This window comes from Enterobacter bugandensis, from assembly GCF_900324475.1.
Lineage (GTDB): Bacteria > Pseudomonadota > Gammaproteobacteria > Enterobacterales > Enterobacteriaceae > Enterobacter > Enterobacter bugandensis.
In genome coordinates this window covers 4,053,540-4,075,282 of record NZ_LT992502.1, presented here as the reverse complement: position 1 = coordinate 4,075,282, position 21,743 = coordinate 4,053,540, and the positions used below count along the sequence as shown (strand labels likewise).

General features: G+C 55.0%; 20 protein-coding genes. 9 read left to right on the top strand and 11 right to left on the bottom strand.

Annotation, left to right across the window (positions count from 1 at the left end):
- The first annotated feature begins 97 nt into the window (after positions 1-97).
- From lsrA to lsrG, 6 genes are read left to right on the top strand one after another with little or no spacing between them, the layout of a single operon-like run.
- Entirely contained in the window at positions 98-1,585 is a 1,488-nt protein-coding gene (gene lsrA, locus DG357_RS19675) for an autoinducer 2 ABC transporter ATP-binding protein LsrA (protein WP_108780349.1), read from the top strand.
- On the top strand, positions 1,582-2,613 hold the full coding sequence (gene lsrC / locus DG357_RS19670) for an autoinducer 2 ABC transporter permease LsrC (RefSeq protein WP_048958740.1): 1,032 nt from the start codon (positions 1,582-1,584) through the stop codon (positions 2,611-2,613). The genes lsrA and lsrC overlap by 4 nt, the downstream gene beginning before the upstream one ends.
- Positions 2,614-3,591, top strand: coding sequence for an autoinducer 2 ABC transporter permease LsrD (gene lsrD, locus DG357_RS19665; RefSeq protein ID WP_047367088.1), 978 nt, complete (start codon positions 2,614-2,616; stop codon positions 3,589-3,591).
- 1 nt (position 3,592) lies between these two features.
- Positions 3,593-4,594 carry an autoinducer 2 ABC transporter substrate-binding protein LsrB gene (gene lsrB, locus DG357_RS19660; protein ID WP_088204301.1) on the top strand — a complete coding sequence of 334 codons (1,002 nt, stop codon included), beginning with the start codon at positions 3,593-3,595 and terminating at the stop codon, positions 4,592-4,594.
- An 11-nt stretch (positions 4,595-4,605) separates the two neighbouring features.
- Complete coding sequence (gene lsrF, locus DG357_RS19655; protein WP_088204300.1) at positions 4,606-5,493, top strand: 3-hydroxy-5-phosphonooxypentane-2,4-dione thiolase; 888 nt, start codon at positions 4,606-4,608, stop codon at positions 5,491-5,493.
- Positions 5,490-5,783, top strand: a complete 294-nt coding sequence (gene lsrG / locus DG357_RS19650) for a (4S)-4-hydroxy-5-phosphonooxypentane-2,3-dione isomerase (RefSeq protein ID WP_063451107.1) — start codon at positions 5,490-5,492, stop codon at positions 5,781-5,783. Before lsrF ends, lsrG begins: the two co-directional genes overlap by 4 nt.
- Positions 5,784-5,828: 45 nt before the next feature.
- Here the strand turns inward: lsrG and DG357_RS19645 are convergent, their stop codons facing one another.
- The 9 genes from DG357_RS19645 to ygjG all read right to left on the bottom strand — a co-directional run bounded on the left by DG357_RS19645 (position 5,829) and on the right by ygjG (position 15,234).
- Complete coding sequence (locus tag DG357_RS19645) at positions 5,829-6,455, bottom strand: thioredoxin domain-containing protein (protein WP_049137050.1); 627 nt, start codon at positions 6,453-6,455, stop codon at positions 5,829-5,831.
- Positions 6,456-6,486: 31 nt separating this feature from the next.
- A complete protein-coding gene (locus DG357_RS19640; protein ID WP_074164169.1) occupies positions 6,487-7,224 on the bottom strand; it encodes a fimbrial biogenesis chaperone in 738 nt (245 codons plus the stop codon).
- A complete protein-coding gene (locus DG357_RS19635) occupies positions 7,190-7,720 on the bottom strand; it encodes a fimbrial protein (RefSeq protein ID WP_028014487.1) in 531 nt (176 codons plus the stop codon). The genes DG357_RS19640 and DG357_RS19635 overlap by 35 nt, the downstream gene beginning before the upstream one ends.
- A gap of 9 nt (positions 7,721-7,729) precedes the next feature.
- Entirely contained in the window at positions 7,730-8,272 is a 543-nt protein-coding gene (locus tag DG357_RS19630) for a fimbrial protein (protein WP_049137051.1), read from the bottom strand.
- A 9-nt stretch (positions 8,273-8,281) separates the two neighbouring features.
- Positions 8,282-9,298: a fimbrial protein gene (locus DG357_RS19625; protein WP_047367092.1), complete on the bottom strand. Its 1,017-nt coding sequence runs from the start codon at positions 9,296-9,298 to the stop codon at positions 8,282-8,284.
- Positions 9,299-11,917 (bottom strand): fimbrial biogenesis usher protein, encoded by a 2,619-nt coding sequence (locus DG357_RS19620; protein ID WP_088204299.1) that lies wholly within the window; start codon positions 11,915-11,917, stop codon positions 9,299-9,301.
- Positions 11,918-11,966: 49 nt separating this feature from the next.
- Positions 11,967-12,674 (bottom strand): fimbria/pilus periplasmic chaperone, encoded by a 708-nt coding sequence (locus tag DG357_RS19615; RefSeq protein ID WP_028014483.1) that lies wholly within the window; start codon positions 12,672-12,674, stop codon positions 11,967-11,969.
- 153 nt (positions 12,675-12,827) lie between these two features.
- A complete protein-coding gene (locus DG357_RS19610) occupies positions 12,828-13,370 on the bottom strand; it encodes a fimbrial protein BcfA (RefSeq protein WP_028014482.1) in 543 nt (180 codons plus the stop codon).
- Positions 13,371-13,854: 484 nt separating this feature from the next.
- On the bottom strand, positions 13,855-15,234 hold the full coding sequence (ygjG, locus tag DG357_RS19605) for a putrescine aminotransferase (RefSeq protein WP_167401638.1): 1,380 nt from the start codon (positions 15,232-15,234) through the stop codon (positions 13,855-13,857).
- Between the two features lie 436 nt (positions 15,235-15,670).
- Between ygjG and DG357_RS19600 the strand changes: the two genes are divergently transcribed.
- Complete coding sequence (locus DG357_RS19600) at positions 15,671-17,191, top strand: methyl-accepting chemotaxis protein (protein WP_088204297.1); 1,521 nt, start codon at positions 15,671-15,673, stop codon at positions 17,189-17,191.
- Positions 17,192-17,527: 336 nt separating this feature from the next.
- A complete protein-coding gene (locus tag DG357_RS19595; protein ID WP_028014479.1) occupies positions 17,528-19,087 on the top strand; it encodes a methyl-accepting chemotaxis protein in 1,560 nt (519 codons plus the stop codon).
- Here the strand turns inward: DG357_RS19595 and DG357_RS19590 are convergent.
- A complete protein-coding gene (locus DG357_RS19590) occupies positions 19,084-19,578 on the bottom strand; it encodes a PadR family transcriptional regulator (RefSeq protein ID WP_088204296.1) in 495 nt (164 codons plus the stop codon). The two genes, DG357_RS19595 and DG357_RS19590, sit on opposite strands and share 4 nt — an antisense overlap.
- 147 nt (positions 19,579-19,725) lie before the next feature.
- Here DG357_RS19590 and DG357_RS19585 point away from each other — a divergent pair, with 147 nt between their 5' ends.
- On the top strand, positions 19,726-20,490 hold the full coding sequence (locus DG357_RS19585; RefSeq protein WP_088204295.1) for a siderophore-interacting protein: 765 nt from the start codon (positions 19,726-19,728) through the stop codon (positions 20,488-20,490).
- On the opposite strand, the gene DG357_RS19580 is transcribed toward DG357_RS19585, so the two are convergent.
- Entirely contained in the window at positions 20,491-21,660 is a 1,170-nt protein-coding gene (locus DG357_RS19580; protein WP_088204294.1) for a coiled-coil domain-containing protein, read from the bottom strand.
- Positions 21,661-21,743: the final 83 nt, after the last annotated feature.

Here is a 21,743-nt window from a genome sequence, read left to right as displayed (position 1 = left end):
AAAACTGTGATCCCTGCACGGTTGTAAATATAGTTCACCGTCTACGCTTTTGAACATTATTAAATCTAAAAATCATTTGTTCAATAGCGGAGCGATGATGACACCACTTCTCAACGCGCGAAATATCAGCAAGCAGTTCTCAGGCGTGCCGGTCTTAAAAGGCATTGATTTCACGCTGCTTGCGGGGCAGGTGCATGCGCTGATGGGCGGTAACGGCGCGGGAAAATCGACGCTAATGAAGATCGTCGCTGGGGTGGAAACGCCGGATAGCGGTGAACTTTCGGTTGCGGGCGAGTCTTTTGCACGGCTTACCCCGGCGCAGGCGCATCGGTTAGGCATTTATCTGGTGCCGCAGGAGCCTCTGCTTTTCCCCAACCTGACCGTGAGGGAAAACATCCTGTTCCGCCTGCCGCGCGAGCGCGATCGGGAAAAGCGGCTGGCGGAGAAACTCCAGCAGCTGCAATGTCAGCTTAACCTTGATGCAACGGCCAGCACCCTGGAAGTGGCGGACCAGCAGATGGTGGAGATCCTGCGCGGGCTGATGCGCAACGCCAGAATTTTGATCCTGGACGAGCCCACTGCCTCGCTGACGCCCGGTGAAACCGAACGGCTGTTTCGCCAGATCCGCGCCTTACAGGCGTTCGGCGTCGGGATCGTCTTTATCTCGCATAAGCTGCCGGAAATCCGCACGCTGTCGAGCCACGTTTCGGTGATGCGCGACGGCGCGGTGGTGCTCAGCGGAGAAACCGCCCAGTTTGACGACAGCGCCCTGATCGCCGCCATGACGCCGGTCAGCCGCGAAAAAGGCTTAAGCGATGCGCAAAAGCTGTGGCTGGCGCTACCGGGAAACCGCCGCACCCAGCCGCAGGATTTTCCGGTGCTGCGCGTGGAAGATCTCACCGGAGAGGGCTTTATCGATCTCAGCCTGGAGATTTACGCCGGGGAGATCGTCGGCCTTGCCGGACTGGTCGGATCCGGGCGCACCGAGTTTGCCGAAACGCTCTATGGCCTGCGTCCCGTACGCGGCGGGCGGGTGTGGCTGGAGAGCCGGGAGATCACCTCCGATCCGGTGGGTTTACGTCTGGAAAAAGGGCTGGTTTATCTGCCGGAAGACAGGCAGGTGTCCGGCCTGTTTCTCGACGCGCCTGTCCGCTGGAACACGGTGGCGCTGAACGAGCCGTCGCTCTGGCAGCAGCGAAAGCGGGAGTCTGCGGTGGTGGAGCGCTATCACCGGGCGCTGGGGATCAAGCTCAATCATGCGGATCAAACCGTGCGCACGCTCTCCGGCGGCAACCAGCAGAAGGTGCTGCTGGCGCGCTGTCTGGAGGCAAATCCTTTATTGCTGATTGTCGATGAGCCGACGCGCGGCGTGGACGTGTCGGCGCGCGCCGATATCTACCAGCTCATTAAAAGCGTGGCGGCGCAGAACGTTGCGGTGCTGATGATCTCAAGCGATCTCGATGAATTCCCCGGCCTCGCGGACCGCGTGCTGGTGATGCATCAGGGCGTACTCAGCGGCGAGCTGCCGCGCCACGCCGTCAGCCTCGACCGGATGATGGCGCTGGCGTTTGGAGGACAATCATGAAGATCTTACTCAAAAACCGCGAGCTGAGCGCGTTTCTTGCCATTCTGGCGCTGTTCGCCGTGCTGGTGGCGCTGAATCCGTCCTACTTCAGCCTGCAAACGCTGGGGATGATCTTCGCCAGCGCGCAGATCCTGATCCTGCTGGCCATCGGTGCGGCGCTGGTGATGCTGACCCGCAATATCGACGTCTCCGTGGGCTCGACCGTCGGGTTGTCCGCGATTGCCGTCGGCGTGGCGCTCAACGGTGGCTACAGCCTGCCGGTATCGATACTTTTTGCGCTGTCGATTGGCGCGCTGGCGGGGGCGTTCAACGGTTTTCTGGTGGTGGGGCTGCGCATTCCGGCGATTGTCGCCACCCTCGGTACGCTGGGGCTGTACCGCGGAGCGATGCTGCTCTGGACGGGCGGAAAGTGGATTGAGGGGCTGCCGCCGGGGCTGAAATCTCTCTCCGAGCCTGCCGCCATCGGCATTTCACCGCTCGGCGTGGGAGTGTTGATTCTCGTTGTCGTTGGCGCGTGGGGGCTATCGCGCACCGCGTTCGGGCGTGATTTTTACGCGGTGGGGGATAACCTCGCCGCCGCGCGCCAGCTGGGCGTGGCGGTGAACCGCACGCGCATGATCGCCTTCACCCTCAACGGCATGCTGGCGGCCTGCGCCGGGATTGTTTTTGCCGCGCAGATCGGCTTTGTGCCCAACCAGACCGGCAGCGGGCTGGAAATGAAAGCCATTGCCGCCTGCGTGCTCGGCGGCATTTCGCTGCTGGGCGGCACCGGCACGCTGGTCGGTGCGTTCCTCGGCGCGTTCTTCCTGACCCAAATCGACACCGTGCTGGTGCTGTTCAGGCTACCGGCGTGGTGGAACGACTTCATCGCCGGGCTGGTGCTGCTGGGCGTGTTGGTGCTCGACGGGCGGCTGCGCCAGGCGCTGTCACGCCATCAGCGGGCGCTGAAGTACGGCCGGTTCCAGCCTGGCAACAGAGGGGGAAAGCACGTCACCCCGTTTCCCAAACGCAACAAAGAGGTGGCGTAAATGAGGCTCAACTGGGAAAGCGCGCTGCTGATATTGCTGGTGCTGGAGATCCTGCTCTTCGGCGCCATTAACCCGCGCATGCTCGACGTTAACATGCTGCTGTTCAGCACCAGCGATTTCATCTGCATCGGCATCGTGGCGCTGCCGCTGACGCTGGTGATTATCAGCGGCGGGATCGACATTTCGCTGGGCTCCACCATCGGCCTGTGCGCCATCGCGCTGGGGGTGATGATGCAGGCGGGGTGGCCCATGACGATCGCCGTTCCGCTGACGCTGCTGCTTGGCCTGCTGTGTGGGCTGGTGAATGCGGCGCTGATCCACTACACCGGCATTAGCCCTTTAGTTATTACCCTCGGCACGCTCTACCTCTACGGCGGCGGCGCGCTGCTGCTCTCCGGCATGGCGGGGGCGACGGGCTACGAGGGCATCGGCGGCTTCCCGGACGGTTTTACCGCGTTCGCTAACCTCACGGTGCTGGGGCTGCCGATCCCGCTGGTGCTGTTCGCGGTGATTACCGCCTTCTTCTGGCTGATTACCCATCGCGGGCGCTTTGGCCGCCATCTGTTTTTAATCGGCCAGAATCCGCGCGCGGCGCGCTATGCGGCGCTGTCGGTGAACGGCATGCCCTACGCGCTGTACGGTCTGGTGGGCGTGGCGTCGGCGGTGGCCGCGCTGGTGATGGTCTCCTATTTCGGCTCTGCGCGTTCGGATCTGGGGCGCGATTTGCTGATGCCCGCGCTCACCGCCGCCGTACTCGGCGGGGCAAATATTTACGGGGGTTCAGGGTCGGTGCTGGGTACGGCGCTGGCGGCGCTGCTGGTGGGTTATCTCCAGCAGGGATTACAGATGGTCGGCATCCCCAACCAGGTGTCGAGCGCGCTGTCGGGGGCGCTGCTGGTTGTGGTGGTGATGGGACGTTCGCTAAGTCTGCACCGCGAATGGGTGCGATCTCTCTTCAGAAAACTATCCGGAGCGTAAGATGAAAACAAAACTGCTCGTCCTGGCAATGGCCCTCAGCTTCGCTTCGGCGCAGGCGGCGGACCGCATTGCCTTTATCCCCAAGCTGGTGGGCGTGGGTTTCTTCACCAGCGGCGGCAACGGCGCGAAAGAGGCGGGGAAAGATCTTGGCGTGGACGTGACCTACGACGGCCCGACAGAGCCGAGCGTTTCCGGCCAGGTGCAGCTCATCAACAACTTCGTCAACCAGGGCTATAACGCCATTATCGTCTCCGCCGTGTCGCCGGACGGTCTCTGCCCGGCGCTGAAGCGCGCGATGCAGCGCGGCGTGAAGGTGCTGACCTGGGATTCCGACACCAAACCGGAGTGCCGCAGCATTTATATCAACCAGGGGACGCCGGAACAGCTCGGCGGCCTGCTGGTAGAGATGGCGGGCAAGCAGGTCACCAAACCGAATGCCAAAGTGGCGTTCTTCTACTCCAGCCCCACCGTCACCGACCAGAACCAGTGGGTGAAAGAGGCGAAGGCCAAAATCGAGAAAGATCACCCCCAGTGGCAGATCGTGACCACCCAGTTTGGCTATAACGACGCAACCAAATCTCTGCAGACCGCCGAGGGGATCTTAAAAGCGTATCCGGATCTGGACGCGATCATCGCGCCGGACGCCAACGCCCTGCCGGCGGCGGCGCAGGCGGCGGAAAACCTGAAGCGGGAAGGGGTGGCGATTGTCGGCTTCAGCACGCCGAACGTCATGCGTCCGTACGTTGAGCGCGGGACGGTGAAAGCCTTCGGCCTGTGGGATGTCGTACAACAGGGCAAAATTGCGGTCAATGTCGCCGATCGTCTGCTGAAAAAAGGCGATCTTAACCCTGGCGACAGCGTGGACGTAAAAGATATCGGCGCGCTGAAGGTGGAGCCGAACAGCGTGCAGGGCTATCAGTATGAGGCGAAGGGCAACGGCATCGTGCTGCTGCCGGAGCGGGTGGTGTTCACCAAAGAAAACATCAGCAAATACGATTTCTGACGGGGGAGCAAATGGCTGATTTAGACGACATCAAAGACGGCAAGGATTTTGGCATCGGCACGCCGCAGCAGAATGTGCCGTTCACGCTGAAGGGCTGCGGCTCGCTGGACTGGGGCATGCAGTCCCGTCTGGCGCGTATCTTTAACCCGCAGAGCAACCGCACGGTGATGCTGGCCTTTGACCACGGCTACTTTCAGGGGCCGACCACCGGCCTTGAGCGTATCGATCTCTCCATCTCCCCGCTGTTTGGCGAAACCGACGTGCTGATGTGTACCCGTGGCATTCTGCGAAGCCAGGTGCCCGCCGCGACAAACAAACCGGTGGTGCTGCGCGCTTCCGGCGGTAACTCGATTCTGGGCGAGCTGTCGAACGAGTGCGTGGCGGTGGCGATGGAGGATGCCCTGCGCCTGAACGTCTGCGCGGTGGCGGCGCAGGTGTATATCGGAAGCGAGTTTGAGCATCAGTCGATTAACAACATCATTAAGCTGGTGGACGCGGGCGCACGCTACGGCATGCCAACGCTGGCGGTAACGGGCGTCGGCAAGGAGATGGCGCGTGACGCGCGCTACTTCTCGCTCGCCAGCCGCATCGCCGCCGAAATGGGGGCGCAGTTCGTCAAAACCTACTACGTGGACGAGGGCTTTGAAAAAGTGACCGCCAGCTGCCCGGTGCCGATCGTTATCGCCGGGGGCAAAAAGCTGCCGGAGCTCGAGGCGCTGGAGATGTGCTGGCGGGCGATTGATCAGGGGGCGTCCGGCGTGGACATGGGGCGCAATATCTTCCAGTCCAGCGCGCCGCTCGCCATGCTGAAAGCGGTGAAAAAAGTGGTTCACGAGAACGTGAGCGCCCGGGAGGCGTTCCAGTTCTGGCAGGAAGAGAAACAGGGAGAAGCAAAATGAACGTGACGCTGGTTGAGATTAACATCAAGCCCGAGCGGGTGGACGAGTTTCTTGAGGTGTTTCGCGCCAACCATGAAGGGGCCATCAGGGAGCCGGGAAACCTGCGGTTTGACGTGTTGCAGGACCCGAGGGTGAAAACCCGGTTCTTTATCTACGAGGCCTACAAAGACGAAGAGGCGGTGCTGGCGCATAAGCAAACCCCGCACTATCTGGCGTGCGTGGATAAGCTTGAGGATCTGATGTCGGAGCCGCGTAAGAAACGCAGTTTTGTGGGGCTGTTGCCGGAGTAATTCGATGCCCGATGACGCACTCATGCGCGTCATCGGGCATCCTGCTTATCCTTTGGCTTTCTGGATCGCCATGATTAATGCATCGGAAGAGACGTTTCCTGACATCACGCTAATGCGCTGAATGACCGGATCTTTTTCCTGAGGTAAAACCACAAACGCCGGCGCGTTGGCAAAACCGATCTGCTTCACGAGCTTCACATTGTCCTGTAACACTTTGTTTGCCGACCCGGCCGAAGGCAATTTTTTAAAGATAAAACGGATATCCGGGTTGGCATGGATAAGCGTTTCTGTGACGTTGCAGTTCACGCATTGCTCATCCACAAAAGACACCACGGCGACTTTTGCGTTGGCGGGCCCGACAACAGGATCGCCGCCAGCAAGCAGCTGCTCGCGATGGAGAATGACATTTTGCACCATGGCCTGTTGCTGCGCTATCTCCTGACGCTGGCGAAGGCTTTCCCCTGCCGCAACTAGAAATTCAGGATGTTCAGCGAGATAGGTAGAGACAATTTCACCCATTTTTTCAGGATGGGCGGCGAAATACGCTTCGGCGGCTTTTCCTGTTTGTTCAATCTGCTGTGGCGTTGCTTGCTCTGCCTGCGCTGCGGCTGAGAAAGTCAGGGTCGCAGCCAGCAGAAGCGAAAGGCGACGAAGGGAGGTTGAAACTTCCATTGATGTTATTCCGTAAAAGAGAGAGACGGGACTAGGACGCCAGTGCCTGTGTACGAACAGGCATAATGCGTCCATAGTCATTAATCGCTTGCCAGCGCACCTGGCATACCCCTGGGTCTGGACAACCCTCGAGCGCTCGCTCGCTAAAAGGGGCGACAAGGCCGCCATCAGCGATGTGCTTACCGCCGAGGCTGAGCTGATAAAGCGTGATGTAGTAAGGCGTCGGATTATTCACAACGACGTTTTTTTTGTTTCGTGACCAGCGTAAGGCCTGATAAGCATCATCGGGATTGCCGGTGAGCCCGGTGGGCCGATAAAAAAGTTTAAAGCGTGAACGTACCGCCGTTTGCACACCCGTGGTGTGCGGGTTAGCGGAAGGGATCGCCGCAACGTTTAACGTGAACAGCGTTTCACGATTTCTGGGCAACGTTCCCCCCGTAAATATCAGCCGAATCGTGTTTTCGCGTTGCGGACGCAACGAGAACAGCTGCGGCGTGGCCACAAATGCGGATTGAACCCCGTGTGGGGCATCCGCCCCAGTCCACAGGCCACCCGGCTCGACTTTGGTGTAGATCAGATACGATTCGTCAGAAGGGTTACGCACGGAAAAGCTGATCGATTTCTCACGTTCCGGATAGACAAACCGCGTTCCGCCGATCACCACGCCAGCTTGCGCCTGAAGCATGATGGTGGAGAGAAAAAAGAGAAGCAGGATCTTCGCCGGATAAACACACTTACGCATAATTGAGAATAAAGGTTGTCGTCGCATTTGCCGTACCCGTGGTGACCTTGTTTGCGGTGGCAACATAGCGGGCGTAAAACTGGAGAGTCGCGTCGCTTTGATTAGGAATAATCATCGTCTTCTGGCTTTTACTTCCCATAGAGATGAGCGACTTGTCCTGGTTGTAAATTCCTACGCCGATACCGGTTGCATAGCCTTCACCGCCGATGAGCGTCAGTAAATCCGGGTTTGCTGTATCGGGTGTGCCGTCAAAGGTAATACTGACTGAGCCTTCTGTTCCGGCACAGTTTTCCACATTAATAGCAAACGGATGATAATCAGCGCCCATACCTGACTGGGTGAAATATTTACTTTGCACGCTGTCCATTGTGACGGTCAGGTTCTGAGAATCAGGCGCGATACTGCACGTCTTTTTATGGATCACGCCAGTGATATAAATTGTACCGTCGTGCGCCAGTGTACGCGCTGAAAAAAATGGCACCAGAAAAAGCGCGGTGAATATTATTGTGAAAAACTTTTTCATTTCCGCATCCTACTGATAGAGCAGATCAAAATACATGATGGCCGTAGCATTCCCTGTCGTAACCTCGGGCAGGGTCGATTTGTACCGTAAATTAAACGTCAGGCTATTATCTCCCTGCTTTAAGGGATAAATTTCGGATTCCGTATTATTTATTTTAATCGGATTCATTCCGGCATTGAGAAGCTCTACGCCAATGCCCGTCGCCATTTCGCCAGCCGTTCCTTTACCCGTGTCGCTGAGCGCCAGCAGGTCCGAGTTATTGGTATCCGGCATACCGCTGAACCAGATTTTTGTCCCCTGAATGGCGCGTGAACAATTTTTAAGATCGATCGTGAACGCTTTTTCCGGCGTCGTTGTTCCGGTTGCGGGAAATTCAGATATATCGAATGCGCCTAAATCAACCGTTTGTTCTTTACTGTTCACATCAACTTCACACGATTCGCCGATAATTGTGCCGTATATCTGGAGGTTAACTGTAAAACCCTCATCGGCGTACGTTGTTGCTATGCCAGAGAACAGCGTCGCCAGGGCGACAAAATACAAGACTCTCATTTTTCACCCTTACGCAAAATCGATACGTAAACAGGCCAACGCAGTAAACAGACCTTCTGCCGGGGCCTTCCCTGTCGTGCTGATGGGGTAGGTTTTTAACGTGACATCAGCATGGCCTGAACTATCAGTAATAAAATCAGCGGTGCTGGAGGCGTCGTTAGGTATCATGACGGTGCCATTTTCGTTGGTTACCACCACGCCGACATCTTTATTATCCGTAGCGATCGCCTGGCCGACGTTGCTGTCTGCGTTGGCGACCAGTCGAAGCGTAAGATGCGCAGGCGAAATCACGTCCGCATTACACTCGATGGGAACATTAAAGGTTTTTACCGGCGCGTTAGAAGGTTTCTCACCCGCTTTCGTGAATGAAGAACTGTTGAGTTTTCCCAGGTCAACCGTAATGATTTGTCCCGCATTAATGATGCAGTTTTGCGGCACCGTGACCGCGCCGCTGTATGTTATTTGATAAACAATATCATTCAACGGGTCGGTATTTTCGGTGGTGATATAAACATTAAACATCACTTTACTGGGAATAATGACCGTGCCGATAAAAGGTTTGATAATTTTTAACCGGAATACCAGGTTGGAGTCATATACCGGGAAAGGTATGTTCATATCCTCTTTATCCACCCTGTAATCTTTACCCATATGGATATAGTCTCCAGGCGGAAAATATTCACCAATTTCGGAATCGGTTATCCGCATCGCCCCTGCAATATAGATCGGGTCAAGATTCATATACTGCCACTGGTCTTCCGTGAAAATCACCGGGTAGGTATTCCTGTATGAGCGATAGGTACGAGAATCGCCATCTGGATGATAGTCACATATGGCGTTTACGCCCACATCCTGTGATTTAACCAGTTCAACTGCCTGCCCCAGCTGGTTTTGTTCTTTTGTCAGCGTGGCCGTCAGATCGTAATTTACATTCGTAATGCTGTGATCAAAGTTATGACAGACCGCTGCCAGACTTTGCGTAGAAGCCGTAAGGCTGAGTAATAAAAAAATAATGCGTACTTTCACTTATCGGCACTCCGCTTTTAAACGCACGAGGGACTGCTTTGTTTCACTTAGCTTGTAAACGGCAACACATTTTTTATCATCTGTGTCGCCCCATTGCGCTGTCAGACTCCCTGTCTCGCCCAGCCCAGACAGATACGCTTCGCCGTTATCGCCTACGATGGTGTCCCCACCTTCATCGCTGCGCGTAACAACCGCGCCAAAGGGCACAGGGCGCCCGTTATGCATAAGTGCAATCATCGCGCGCGTTCCTGAGCGCGCCTTAAAGGTGGCGCGAACCAGGGCGCCCTGGGTTGGAACAACGTGGGTTACAGCCTCGTCAATGTCCAGATCGTCGCTGAGCGAGTTGGTGTTCAGCGCCATGCGGTTACGGTGGTATGCGCTGGCATACGGCACAATCGCATAACCACGCCAGTCGGTATGGATCCCTGGGCCGTCTTCGACCTTCACGTTGCTTGCGCCCGGCGCGGCGATCAGGACATTGGTATCCCCCAACGGCTGGCTTAAGGTGATGCCGTTGCGATGCGCGACGATACCGCCGCTGAGGCCGTAGTTGATCTGTTGATAATCGCCATTGTTACTGTAGTTGTACCCCAGGCTCGCATTACCGTAGGCGCTATCATATTCCGTGCTGATGCTTCCACTGGCACCGGTATGTTGGTTCTGGTATCCCTGCTGAACGCTGTAGCTGAGGTTATTGTCTTCAAGCAGCGTTCCGTTGATGCCGGCAGTATTATTGACCCTGCCGTCGTTATCGGTGCTCATGCCGTATGTGGCGTAAATGCTGTTTAAACGTTTGGTCACATCTCCACCTGGATGAAGCCACAGATTGAGCGGGAAGGAGAGCGTTAAAGAATAAATACGATCGCTTTCACTCATGCCAGGGGATTTATTGTAGTTGTAGGTCAGGTTATAGGTTACGCCCGCAACCGTTCCGCTATAACCCAGCTGAATAAGCGTATTTTTTTCATCGGTATGCCAGTACGTTTGCTGGCTGCCGTTGAGGAAAATCGACCCGGCAGTGCCCAGCTGTTGGGAAATATTGGCCTGCAGCTTGCCGCGTTTGGTGTAGTACAGATTGTAATAATCGGTCCACACGGGCTGATTGTCGTCGGTGTGGTCGTTGGGATCGTCCTGGCCCACATACCCCTTCATTTGCTTATAGGTGGTTTCATCCAGGGTATAAAAACCGGATGTGGAATAGCGATAGCCTAACAGCTGGAAATTGGTGCCCATGCCGTTCAACGATTTTGCATATAAGAAACGTATTGACTGCCCGTTATGTGAGCTACCGTCGCTCAGTTCGCTTTGTGCGGAGGTGAGATCGGCCGATACGGCGCCAAAATTCCCCAGGTTCACCCCGGTACCCAACGCAAAGGCAGAGTATTTTTCCGTCAGCTGCGTACCACCGTAGACGGTAAATCCTTTTGGTAACCCCCAGATAAGCGTTCCCTGGACAAAGTTTGTGTCCTCCTGCTGATCGCTGTTACTGCGATAGCGGGCCGCGGTGGCGGCATATTTTACGGTGCCTTCACGCTGCAAAACCGGAACCGCGGAATAGGGCACAGAGTAGCTGCTGATCGTTCCGTCAGATTCTTTGACCTCTACATTCAGGTCACCGCTGGAGGAGGTGGGGTACAGATCGTTAATGGCAAACGCCCCGGGCGGCACATAGCTTTGATAAATGGTGTAACCATTTTGTTTGATGGTGACCTGGGCGTTGGATTTAGCGATCCCATGAATGGTTGGCGCAAAACCTTTCATACTATCAGGCAGCATGTTGTCATCAGAATTGATCTGCACCCCGCGGAATGGCAGGCTGTCGAAGACATCCGAAGTGGTATAGTTCTCGCCGATTGTTAGCTTGCTTTTTAGCGGGATAACGGCACGTTCAACATAGGTTTTAATGTGTTCCCAGTTGGTGTAGGTCTCTGAGCCGCTGCTGTTGTAGCTCCATGTAGAGAAATCCCGGAGCCGCCACGGCCCCAGGTTTAATCCGCTGTTAAGTCCCAGAAAATAGTTGTCTGTCGTCGAACCGTAATCACCGCTATTGTGACTATGCGAACCCGAAAAGTCATAATTCAGCATAAGGGCGTTAATGCCTTCGTCCCATTGCTCTGGGGGAATGTACCCGCGCGCATTATTACGCAGCGCCGCTTGCGGAATACTGATATTCAGGCGCTGGTGTTCAAAATCAAAAAATGTGGTGGCAGCGGGAATGGCTGCCGGCAAATCGACACAGTTGCCCGCTTTTTCGTCCTTAAGACCGGGTAAGACATCGACATTTACCCCCATCGCATCAAGTGACTTACGCGAGAGGCAGGGCGTCAGCCCCGTATCGTCATCCGTAGGTGTTGAATTTTTGCGCACGTTAAACGTGACGTCGCGCGTGGCTAAAAAATTGTCATTCAGCCATACGTCCACGCGATAGACCCCTGGCGCCTGACCAGCATTACTAAAATGTGATAAATCAGCAACCGCCGCAGGATCGCTTGAAAGAAAGGCAGGGTTGAAATAATAGCCCGCATCCGCATTAACGGATGCGAATGCGCCGAGCATGGCCAGCGTGAGAGGGGCCAAACGATGATTGACTATCCTTGTCTGATACTTGCGAAACTTCATTTTTCTCTGCCTGCTTCAACGCGCTATGTTCGGTATTTTTCCGGGAAAATTATGCTCCAGGGCATGTCTGAACAGGGGTGGTAGCACCGAAATCGTTAACGGTCTGGAACGTCACCTGGCTCCCGCTACCGGCAGGTAGATCAACGACCAGGCTGTTCATTGGCGGAACCATGTTATTGGTTAACTTTGCGTTTCCCGCTTTGAATTGCACCAGCGACACGTAATAAGGCGACGCGTTTTTGATGGTCAACTTGCCGTTACTGACCGTGCAGCGCAGCGCCTTTGGCGCGTCAATTGACGGGGTAGGCAATTTTTTTGGGCGAATAAAAAGCTTAATGACGCTCTGCGTCGCAATCTGCAATGTATTTCCCTGCAGCTTACTTTTATCCACGGCCGGGATAGCTTTGCTGTTGAAATAAAAAACGCTTTCTCTGTCTTTCGGCAAATCTGGGCCAGCGTACATAATCCTGATGGTGTTTTCTTTTTTAGGATGCATAACAAAAAGTGGAGGCGTGACAATAAAGTCTGTGGACTTCGATTGATCGGCGTTCGCAACCCACGATTGCACCAGGAAAGCATTGCTTTGAGACGAGTTCGTAATAGGTAACGAAATCTGTTTATCACCCTGAGGGTAAATAATACGCGTTGCGCCCAGGCCTATCCCCCCAGCGTGAGCCGTAGTCAGCACCGTAGCTGCGAATAAAAAAGAATGCGTAATCAGCTTCGTTATCAAAGATACAGTATTAATTCGTTTCATTTATATATCACTTCATTGAATACATAATCAAATACATAGAATAAAACATGCCGTTTAAGCCTATGTATTTAATCTATATAAAACGGTCGGTTATATTAAAAATCCCTCCTTCGTACAGGCGTACGAAGGAGGGATGACAGCATCCTAATTCGATTAGGAATAAACCATCTGGAAGGTAGCGGTGGATGCTACGTTACCTGGTGTTGCTGCGCCTGTAGCGATGTAGTCAACGCTCAGTGGGATAATGTTTTCACCGTTGATCAGGCCGATTGCAGAAGAGGTGGTACCCAGATCCAGGTTTTTACCGTCCGGTCCAAACAGCTGCAGAGCCACGTTCTGTGCGGAACCTGCACCTGCGGTATTCGCCATAGCGCCCGGCTGAGTTGCATCCTGCTGCGCGTTGAAAATAACCGCTGCGTTCTGGCTGACAGTGGTGTCGCAATCTTCCAGTTTAATGTTGAAATCTTCTTTCTGATTCGCCAGCATTCCGCTTTGAGTCAGCTTCACGGTACGAACCTGGCTCAGGATAACGGTCTGGTCAACAGAATCGGCAGCAACTGAACAGGCAGCGTTAACAACCTGACCGACGAAATTAACGGTACCGCCGCTTACTGTGGTGGTGTCTGCCTGTGCGTTCATCATCACGCCGCTTGCCATAGATGCAGCAACAACCATTGCTAAAACATGCTTTTTCATACAAATCCTTTTAAATAAACAGTTTTCTGTCAAGTTGAAACAAAATTAAAGGTGACTTAATACAAGACTATTCAGATTAAAAATCATGAATATACAGAATCATACAGTACGCTGTGTTTTGCACATTCTCGTGATGTTCCGAAAGCGTATTTTATGAGGCGAGACATATTATATCAATCTATTGCTGGTTGATTTTTGCTTAGAAATTCTTAAATGGGTTTTAATTAAAAATTTATTAGTTTTTAGAATGGGAGGGTATGATTGATGCGCTATTTAGCCTGATTCAGTAAGGTGCAATCGCCGAGAGTGATATTTCTGCATTGTTATTGAACGCTATCCTTTTATTAAAATTAAATATTAATTTAAAACGGGAATTGTTCTTTAGGGCAATGTAAGAGTGATTTTCAATATGCCATGTTTAATTACAAATTGAAATGAAATTAGAGGGGATATAACTCCCTCCTCCATAAGAGGAGGGATTAAATCATACTTCTTCTACTCTTACCCGCAGCGCTGCCAGCGCCTTGCGCGCCGCCTTCAGCACCTGCTCACACTGCTCAATGGTCAGCGTCAGCGGTGGCTCAATGCGGATGGTTTTCGAGTTGTTGAGCGTGCCGGCTACCAGCACCCGCTGGCGGAACATCTCGCTCGCGAAGCTGTAGCCGATTTCATTGTCGACAAACTCGATTGCCATCAGCATCCCTTTGCCGCGCGCCTCCTGCACCAGCTCCGGGTACTCACGCCCCAGCTGGCGGAAGCCATCCAGCAGCATGTCGCCTTTCTGCTCCGCCTGCGCAGGCAGGTTTTGCTCCAGCAGCACGTTGATGGTGGCCAGCGCCGCCGCACAGGCAAGCGGGTTACCGCCAAAGGTGGTGGTGTGCAGGAACGGATTGTCGAACAGCACCGAGAACACCTCTTCGGTGGCAACCGTTGCACCAATCGGCATCACGCCGCCGCCGAGCGCCTTCGCAAGACACAGTATGTCCGGCTGAACGTTCTCGTGCTCGCAGGCAAACATCCTGCCGGTGCGCCCCATCCCGGTCTGGACTTCGTCGAGGATCAGCAGTGCGCCAAACTCATCGCACAGCTGACGCACGGCGGGCAGGTAGCCCTGTGGAGGCAAAATCACGCCGCCTTCACCCTGAATCGGCTCGAGAATCACCGCCGCCACGTCATCGCCGGTTTTACGGCATTCGCTTAGTACGGTGCGCATGGCGTTAATGTCGCCGAACGGCACGTGGCGGAAGCCCGGCAGCAGCGGCATAAACGGTTTGCGGAAGGTGGATTTGGCGGTCGCAGACAGTGCCCCCAGGGATTTCCCGTGGAACGCGCCGCTGGTGGCGATAAAGGTGAATTTCCCGCGTGGCGACTGGTACGCCTTGGCGAGCTTGATCGCCGCCTCGACCGACTCGGTGCCGCTGTTGCTGAAGAAGCTGTATTTCAGCTTGCCGGGCGTTAAGGCCGCCAGCGTTTTCGCGAGCATGGCGCGAAGCGGGTCGAGCAGTTCCTGACTATGGAGAGGTTGTTTCGCAAGTTGATTCTGTACGGCGGAAACCACTACTGGATTACGGTGCCCCACGTTAAAGATACCGAAACCACCCAGGCAATCTATAAACTCCTGTCCCTGGGTGTCGACAAGCGTGTTGAGACTTCCCGCTTGCCACTCTACGGCTCCGTAATCCCCGCCGGCGGTAACAGATTTGCGATACTCCAGAAAACCAGGATTCACATGCTCTTTAAAATAATCGATGACCTCTCGGTTAAGTTGTTTCATCTCCTCATGATCGAGCGTTCGCTTCTCAATGAGATTCAGTGCGTGCGCGGTACAGGCAAGAGCCGAGGCGCTGGAAGGTAACCTGTTCAAAATATGCTCCCGGGGATCGCGTATCACATGATACTGAGTTAAGTATTGCAGGGATTACGCCACTTCAGATGACTTAACGAAAATCGGGATAAACGCCAGGTTAAAATTATGTTGCGCAATATTTAATTATGCCGGAGCAATCGAAACGGGATTTAGGGGGGACAGGGCAACCCGCATTCTCAGGTGCACAAAAAGGCAATTGCACTAAAGGAGTGCATGGCTTGCGGCTTAAGTGGGCGTTAACAGGTCATGCTTTATAGGTAATTTCTTTGCGAAAGTATTTGGAATCAATGAATTATAAAATCTCACAAAAAGTGCGGTTTAAGTGAAATCTGCGATCTCCATCAAGTTTAACAACTAAAGATAAATTGTTTACCGCCGAAAAAACAATAAACCACAAAATTAACATTCGAATAACCTGCAAGGAATGCCCGTCATGTCTTCTCCTTCCTGTGTCACCCAGAATAATTATCCTCTGGACGATGACACCACCTTAATGTCGACCACCGACGTCCACAGCTATATGACCCATGCAAACGACACCTTTGTGCAGGTGAGCGGCTATCAGCTTGATGAGCTGATGGGCCAGCCGCACAATCTGGTGCGCCATCCCGACATGCCAAAAGCGGCGTTTGCCGATATGTGGTACACCCTGCAGCAGGGTGAGCCGTGGAGCGGCATTGTCAAAAACCGGCGTAAAAATGGCGATCATTACTGGGTGCGTGCGAATGCGGTACCGATGGTGCGGAATGGGCAGGTGACGGGGTATATGTCGATCCGCACCAAAGCCACGGAGGAAGAGATCGCTGCCGTAGAGCCGCTCTACCGGGCGCTGAATAACGGGAGCTGTAAAAAACGCATCCAAAAAGGACTGGTGGTGCGTAAGGGCTGGTTGGGTAAACTTCCTTCCATGCCGCTACGCTGGCGCGTACGCAGCGTGATGGCGGCGCTCTTTGCCGCGCTTGCCGCTACCCTGGTGACCACCTCCGCAGGCTGGGCGCCGCTCGCAGCGGCCGCCGTGATAACGCTGCTGGGAACGCTGCTGTTTGAGCAGCAAATTGTCCGCCCGATCGAAAACGTCGCGCATCAGGCGCTGAAGGTGGCGACCGGCGAGCGCAACAGCGTGCAGCATCTGAACCGCAGCGACGAGCTGGGGCTGACCCTGCGCGCGGTAGGACAGCTGGGGCTGATGTGCCGCTGGCTCATCAATGACGTCTCAAGCCAGGTGATGAGCGTCCGTGACGGCAGCGACAGGCTGGCGCAGGGGAACGAAGCGCTGAACGATCGTACGCGTCAGACCGTGGCGAACGTGCAGCAGACCGTCGCAACGATGAACCAGATGGCCGCTTCCGTTCAGAGCAACTCAGAAACCGCCGCCGAAGTGGACAAACTCTCCGTCGCCGCGAGCAGCGCGGCGACGAAAGGCGGCAACGCGATGCAGACCGTGGTGAAAACGATGGATGACATCGCCGATAGCACGCAGCGCATCGGCTCGATTACCTCCCTGATTAACGACATCGCTTTCCAGACCAATATCCTGGCGCTGAATGCGGCCGTTGAAGCGGCAAGAGCCGGCGAGCAGGGGAAAGGCTTTGCCGTGGTCGCGGGGGAAGTTCGCCACCTTGCCAGCCGCAGCGCGAATGCGGCTAACGATATCCGCAAGCTGATTGATGCCAGCGCCAGCAGGGTACAGTCCGGCTCCGAGCAGGTGCACGCCGCAGGCCGCACGATGGATGACATTGTCGAGCAGGTGAAAAACGTCACGCAGCTCATCGCGCAGATCAGCCACTCGACGTCCGAACAGGCGACCGGGTTGTCAGAGCTAACCCGCGCGGTGGCGGAACTGGACAGCATTACGCAAAAAAATGCCGACCTGGTCGAGGAGAGCGCGCACATCTCTGCCATGGTGAAACACCGCGCCGGGCGTCTTAAGGATGCGGTGACGGTGCTCCATTGAGCCAGTAATGTTCCGGAAAAGTCGTTTATGCCGTAAGGAATAAACGGCTTTTTTATTTGTGGTTGTGACTATTAATGTTTTTTATTGTTAATGAGATATTAAATAACTAAAGAAAGTGCCTCAGTTATTTATTCCTGCCTAAGTCAGTTTTCCCCGATGCTATTTTGCAAAACCCTGTTCTGGTGGTCTGGTAACGATCGATGGGGCGGAATTAATAGCCTCTACCTATCCATTGTGATGGTTATGAAATAAAAAAACGATCAAAGTCATAAAGTTAGCGGATTCGTTACCGATAACAGCGATCGTCTGAGAAATAATCACATCGATGGAGTAAATATGTTCTTACATGACGTAAAGATCGGCACGAAATTATTTCTGGCGTTTGGATTCTTTATTGTCCTGATGGTGATCAGCGCCAGTATGTCCTTACTGAGCCTGAACCGGGCTAACAACGGGATGCAATCCATCATTACCCATGATTATCCCACCACGGTAAAAGCGAACCAGTTAATCGACAACTTCCAGGAATTTATTAGCACTCAGCAGCTCATGCTGCTGGATGAACAGGGAACGTACACGGCACAGTCGCAGCAGCATCTTAAAGAGATCAGCGAGCATATCACGGTGATTTTGGGCGAGCTGAATACGGTGTTGCAGGACCCGAAATCGCAGCAGGTCCTTGCCGAGATCCGCGACGTTCGTCAGCAGTATCTGGACTCGCGCTATCGCATTTTGCAGGCGGTGCAGAATAATGACCGTGCGGGTGCTATCCAGGAGATGATGACCCATACCCTCACCGTGCAGCAGGCCTATAAAGCTAAAGTGCAGGAGCTGATTGCGATTCAGAACCATGAGATGCAGAGCGCGGGGGCGCAGGTGGAAGGAGACTTCAGGTCCAGCCGACTGCTGCTGATCCTGATCACCCTCTTTAGCGTCGCCGCTGGCAGCCTGATTGGCTGGTTTATCGTGCGCGCTATTACCCGCCCACTCGGCGAGGCGGTGAATTTTGCCAATGCCATTTCAGAGGGCGACCTGACGGGCAGTATCACGCCGCACGGCAAAGACGAAACGGGCCTATTGCTGCACGCGCTGATGGAGATGAAAAACCGCCTGCTGGATATTGTGCAGCAGGTGCAAACAGGCTCGGAGAATATCTCCAGCGCAGCCGCGCAGATTGTCGCCGGTAACCAGGATCTTGCCGCGCGCACCGAGGAGCAGGCAAGTTCCGTTGAACAGACCGCCGCCTCGATGGAGCAGATCACCGCGACGGTGAAAAACACCGCCTCGCACACCGGGGAAGCGACTAATCTCTCGGCAGATGCCGCCACGGTGGTCAAAAACAACGGGGAGATGATGAAGCAGGTGACCAGCAAAATGCGCCTGATTAACGAGACGTCGAACCGGATGTCCGACATTATCGACCTGATCGACGCTATTGCGTTCCAGACCAACATTCTGGCGCTGAACGCGGCGGTGGAAGCGGCGCGTGCGGGCGAGCACGGCCGCGGCTTCGCGGTGGTTGCCGGTGAGGTTCGCCAGCTTGCCCAGAAGAGCGCGTCGTCTGCCAGTGAAATTCGCGAGCTGATCGAGAGCTCCACTAGCCAGACCCAGGACGGGATGAATCTGGTGGAAAAAGCGAGCGCGTTGATCAACGGCATGGTCGGCAACGTGGAGGAGATGGACACGATCCTGCGCGAGATCCGCCAGGCCAGCCACGAGCAGACGGAGGGGATCTCGCAGATCAACAGCGCGATTGGCCTGATTGATGCCACCACCCAGCAGAACTCTGCGCTGGTGGAGGAGTCCGTCGCGGCGGCGGCATCCCTTAACGAGCAGGCGATGCACCTGAAAGAGCTGGTACGCGTATTCCGAGTGAGCGAGCACGCGCCGGCTTAATCCAGCTGGGAGATCTCCAGCGCCGCGCGGTCGATTATGCCGATAATCTGCTTGAGCTGCGCGTCGCTGAGCTCTCCCTGATTTACCTTCAGGTCTAACACCGCTTTAAAGTTATCCAGCGCCCGCTTCATCTGCGGGTTTTTGCGCAGCTCAAAGCCGACGCTGCGCGCCTTAATACGCACCTGGATCTGTTCCAGCTGTTCCCGGTTTTCGTCCAGCCAGCGTTGTCCTTCAGCGGTAATCGCAATCTTCTTACGACCGCTCTCTTCTTCCGTAATAATGATAAAGGTTTGATCCTGCAGATAATCCAGCGTCGGGTAGATCACACCGGGGCTCGGCGTGTAGTTCCCCTGGGTCAGGTTCTCGATCTCTTTGATCAGCTCATAGCCGTGGCTGGCGCTGCGGGTCAGGATATCCAGAATCACCAGTCGCAGGTCGCCGTGGCCGAAAAAGCGCGGTCGGCGTCCACCGCCGTCGTGTTCATGTCGCATGTTATGTCTCTTAATTTGATATATCTAAACTATATCTAAGATATATTCAGATGCAATCTAAAAAATCTTGCTTTTTTACTGATTAGTAATCATTATCATTTAAAATTCAATTCCGATATATCGTATTCACCAGAGAAGAGGCTAAAAATGGCATCTACCCGTTACCCACAGCGCGTGCGTAATGACCTGCGCTTTCGCGAGCTGACGGTGCGCCGCGTTGAACGCGTTAGCGCAGGCTTTCAGCGCATTGTTTTAGGCGGCGAGGCGCTGGAGGGCTTTAGCTCCCGCGGCTTCGACGACCACACCAAAGTCTTTTTCCCTGCACCTGGCACCACGTTTGTCCCGCCGAAGGTCACCGATGAAGGCATCGACTGGGGCGACGGCGTACGTCCACAGGCGCGCGACTATACGCCGCTGTACGATGAGGCAAATCATGAGCTGGCGCTCGATTTCTTCATTCATGACGGCGGGATTGCCAGCGGCTGGGCAGTCGAGGCGAAGGCGGGCGACAGGTTGACGATCGGCGGCCCGCGCGGTTCGCTGGTAGTGCCGGAGGATTACGCCTGGCAGCTGTACGTGTGCGACGAGTCCGGCATGCCGGCGCTGCGTCGACGTTTAGAGAGCATTGCTAAACTGCCGGTTTGTCCGGAGATTCACGCGGTGGTGACCGTAGGTGATGAATCTTATAAGGACTATCTGGCGCACCTGAGTGATTTCAACATCACCTGGGTGGTGGGCCACAGCGAGCAGGCGGTGGCTGACCGTCTGGCGGCGCTGGCCGTGCCGGCGGAGGATTACTTTATCTGGCTGACCGGAGAAGGGAAGGTGGTAAAAAGCCTGAGCCGCCAGTTTGAAACCAACGCGATTGACCAGCATCTGGTGCGTGCCAGCGCATACTGGCACGCTAAATAATCAGGCTGCCGAATCCATCTGCGCTTCGTTAACCTGATGTTCGAGCGAGGCGCATACCTCTTTTAGCGCTTTCTCCTGCTGAGCAAAGTACGCTTCCATATTGCTCAGCGACGATACCAGCAGCCAGGACTCCTCTTTTTCCAGCTCCGCCAGCTCGTTCACTAGGGTGTCGATTTGCTCGCGGACCTGCGCCATTTTTTTGCGGATACGCTCCAGATCGTTCAGCCTGTCGCTCGCCATCAATGGCTCGAACCCCTGCTGCAGGCGGGCCACCAGCGAGCGAATGGTTTTGACGTCGCCGCGCTGTTTGGCCTGGTTGAGCTGCACCATCATCGCGTTGGCTTCCTCTTTCAGATCGTCTGCGACTAAATCCGGATGGCAGAGCTTGCTCGCCTGCCGCCAGAGGCGCTTGAGTTCGTTCTGATCTTCTTCCGAGAGATGTTTGCCCTTGCGCAGCCGCACTTCGGCATCGTGATGCTGTTCGCGATACTTCTCGTACTCTTCGTTGGCCTCGTCGCGCGCCTGACGCGCGGGCTCTTCTTCGCGCGTTAAGCCGCTTTCCAGTTCGAGCGCTTCGGCCAGCAGGTTGGTAATCAGATTGCTTTGCTGCTCCAGATGCTTACGCGCCTGAGCGGCCTGGACGGAGTCAGCCGGGAGATCGCGCCAGCGCTGGGTAAGCGTCGCCAGCACCTCCACCGCCTGCGCCATATAGCGCTGACAGCGGCGGTAATCCTCCTCGCGACGACGTGCCTCCGCCTGCTGACGACGCAGGTTCAGCTCCGCCAGCGTTTTACGCAGGGCGAGGATCTGCTGCATCAGCGGTCCGAGGCGGGAGAAATAGAGATCGTTGAACTCATCAAGCTGCTGCACGCGCGCGTTGCGGTGGTCAATCAGATCGCGCAGACGCTCTTCCAGCGCCTTCAGCTCCAGCTTGCTGGCGGCTACCTGTGGGTCACGCCACTGGGTCACGGCGCGTTGGCCCTGCAGCCAGGCGGTTATGGCCGCCATGGCCGCGGTGTAGTTCTTTTCCTCAAGCGCCACGACGATTGCCTGTAGCTCATCGTCAAACGCTTCATTTTTCAGGCGTGTCAGCTGGCTCTGGATGATGTCGTCATCTTCCAGTTCAATGGCATTTTTAATGATTTCTAGCCGTTTGATCGGTGTGCTCATGATGCCTTTCGCTTTGGCGCTTAAGTATTTGAGTTAAGGGTAGTTGTTGTAAAAGCTACAGGAAATAATACACACGGATGATG

Coding starts and splice junctions, on each gene's coding strand:
- lsrF (WP_088204300.1), top strand. CDS start 4,606: ATGGCTGATTTAGACGACATCAAAGACGGCAAGGATTTTGGCATCGGC.
- lsrA (WP_108780349.1), top strand. CDS start 98: ATGACACCACTTCTCAACGCGCGAAATATCAGCAAGCAGTTCTCAGGC.
- DG357_RS19640 (WP_074164169.1), bottom strand. CDS start 7,224: ATGCGACGACAACCTTTATTCTCAATTATGCGTAAGTGTGTTTATCCG.
- DG357_RS19580 (WP_088204294.1), bottom strand. CDS start 21,660: ATGAGCACACCGATCAAACGGCTAGAAATCATTAAAAATGCCATTGAA.
- DG357_RS19610 (WP_028014482.1), bottom strand. CDS start 13,370: ATGAAAAAGCATGTTTTAGCAATGGTTGTTGCTGCATCTATGGCAAGC.
- DG357_RS19600 (WP_088204297.1), top strand. CDS start 15,671: ATGTCTTCTCCTTCCTGTGTCACCCAGAATAATTATCCTCTGGACGAT.
- DG357_RS19635 (WP_028014487.1), bottom strand. CDS start 7,720: ATGAAAAAGTTTTTCACAATAATATTCACCGCGCTTTTTCTGGTGCCA.
- DG357_RS19630 (WP_049137051.1), bottom strand. CDS start 8,272: ATGAGAGTCTTGTATTTTGTCGCCCTGGCGACGCTGTTCTCTGGCATA.
- DG357_RS19620 (WP_088204299.1), bottom strand. CDS start 11,917: ATGAAGTTTCGCAAGTATCAGACAAGGATAGTCAATCATCGTTTGGCC.
- DG357_RS19645 (WP_049137050.1), bottom strand. CDS start 6,455: ATGGAAGTTTCAACCTCCCTTCGTCGCCTTTCGCTTCTGCTGGCTGCG.
- DG357_RS19585 (WP_088204295.1), top strand. CDS start 19,726: ATGGCATCTACCCGTTACCCACAGCGCGTGCGTAATGACCTGCGCTTT.
- lsrB (WP_088204301.1), top strand. CDS start 3,593: ATGAAAACAAAACTGCTCGTCCTGGCAATGGCCCTCAGCTTCGCTTCG.
- DG357_RS19615 (WP_028014483.1), bottom strand. CDS start 12,674: ATGAAACGAATTAATACTGTATCTTTGATAACGAAGCTGATTACGCAT.
- lsrD (WP_047367088.1), top strand. CDS start 2,614: ATGAGGCTCAACTGGGAAAGCGCGCTGCTGATATTGCTGGTGCTGGAG.
- lsrC (WP_048958740.1), top strand. CDS start 1,582: ATGAAGATCTTACTCAAAAACCGCGAGCTGAGCGCGTTTCTTGCCATT.
- lsrG (WP_063451107.1), top strand. CDS start 5,490: ATGAACGTGACGCTGGTTGAGATTAACATCAAGCCCGAGCGGGTGGAC.
- DG357_RS19590 (WP_088204296.1), bottom strand. CDS start 19,578: ATGCGACATGAACACGACGGCGGTGGACGCCGACCGCGCTTTTTCGGC.
- DG357_RS19595 (WP_028014479.1), top strand. CDS start 17,528: ATGTTCTTACATGACGTAAAGATCGGCACGAAATTATTTCTGGCGTTT.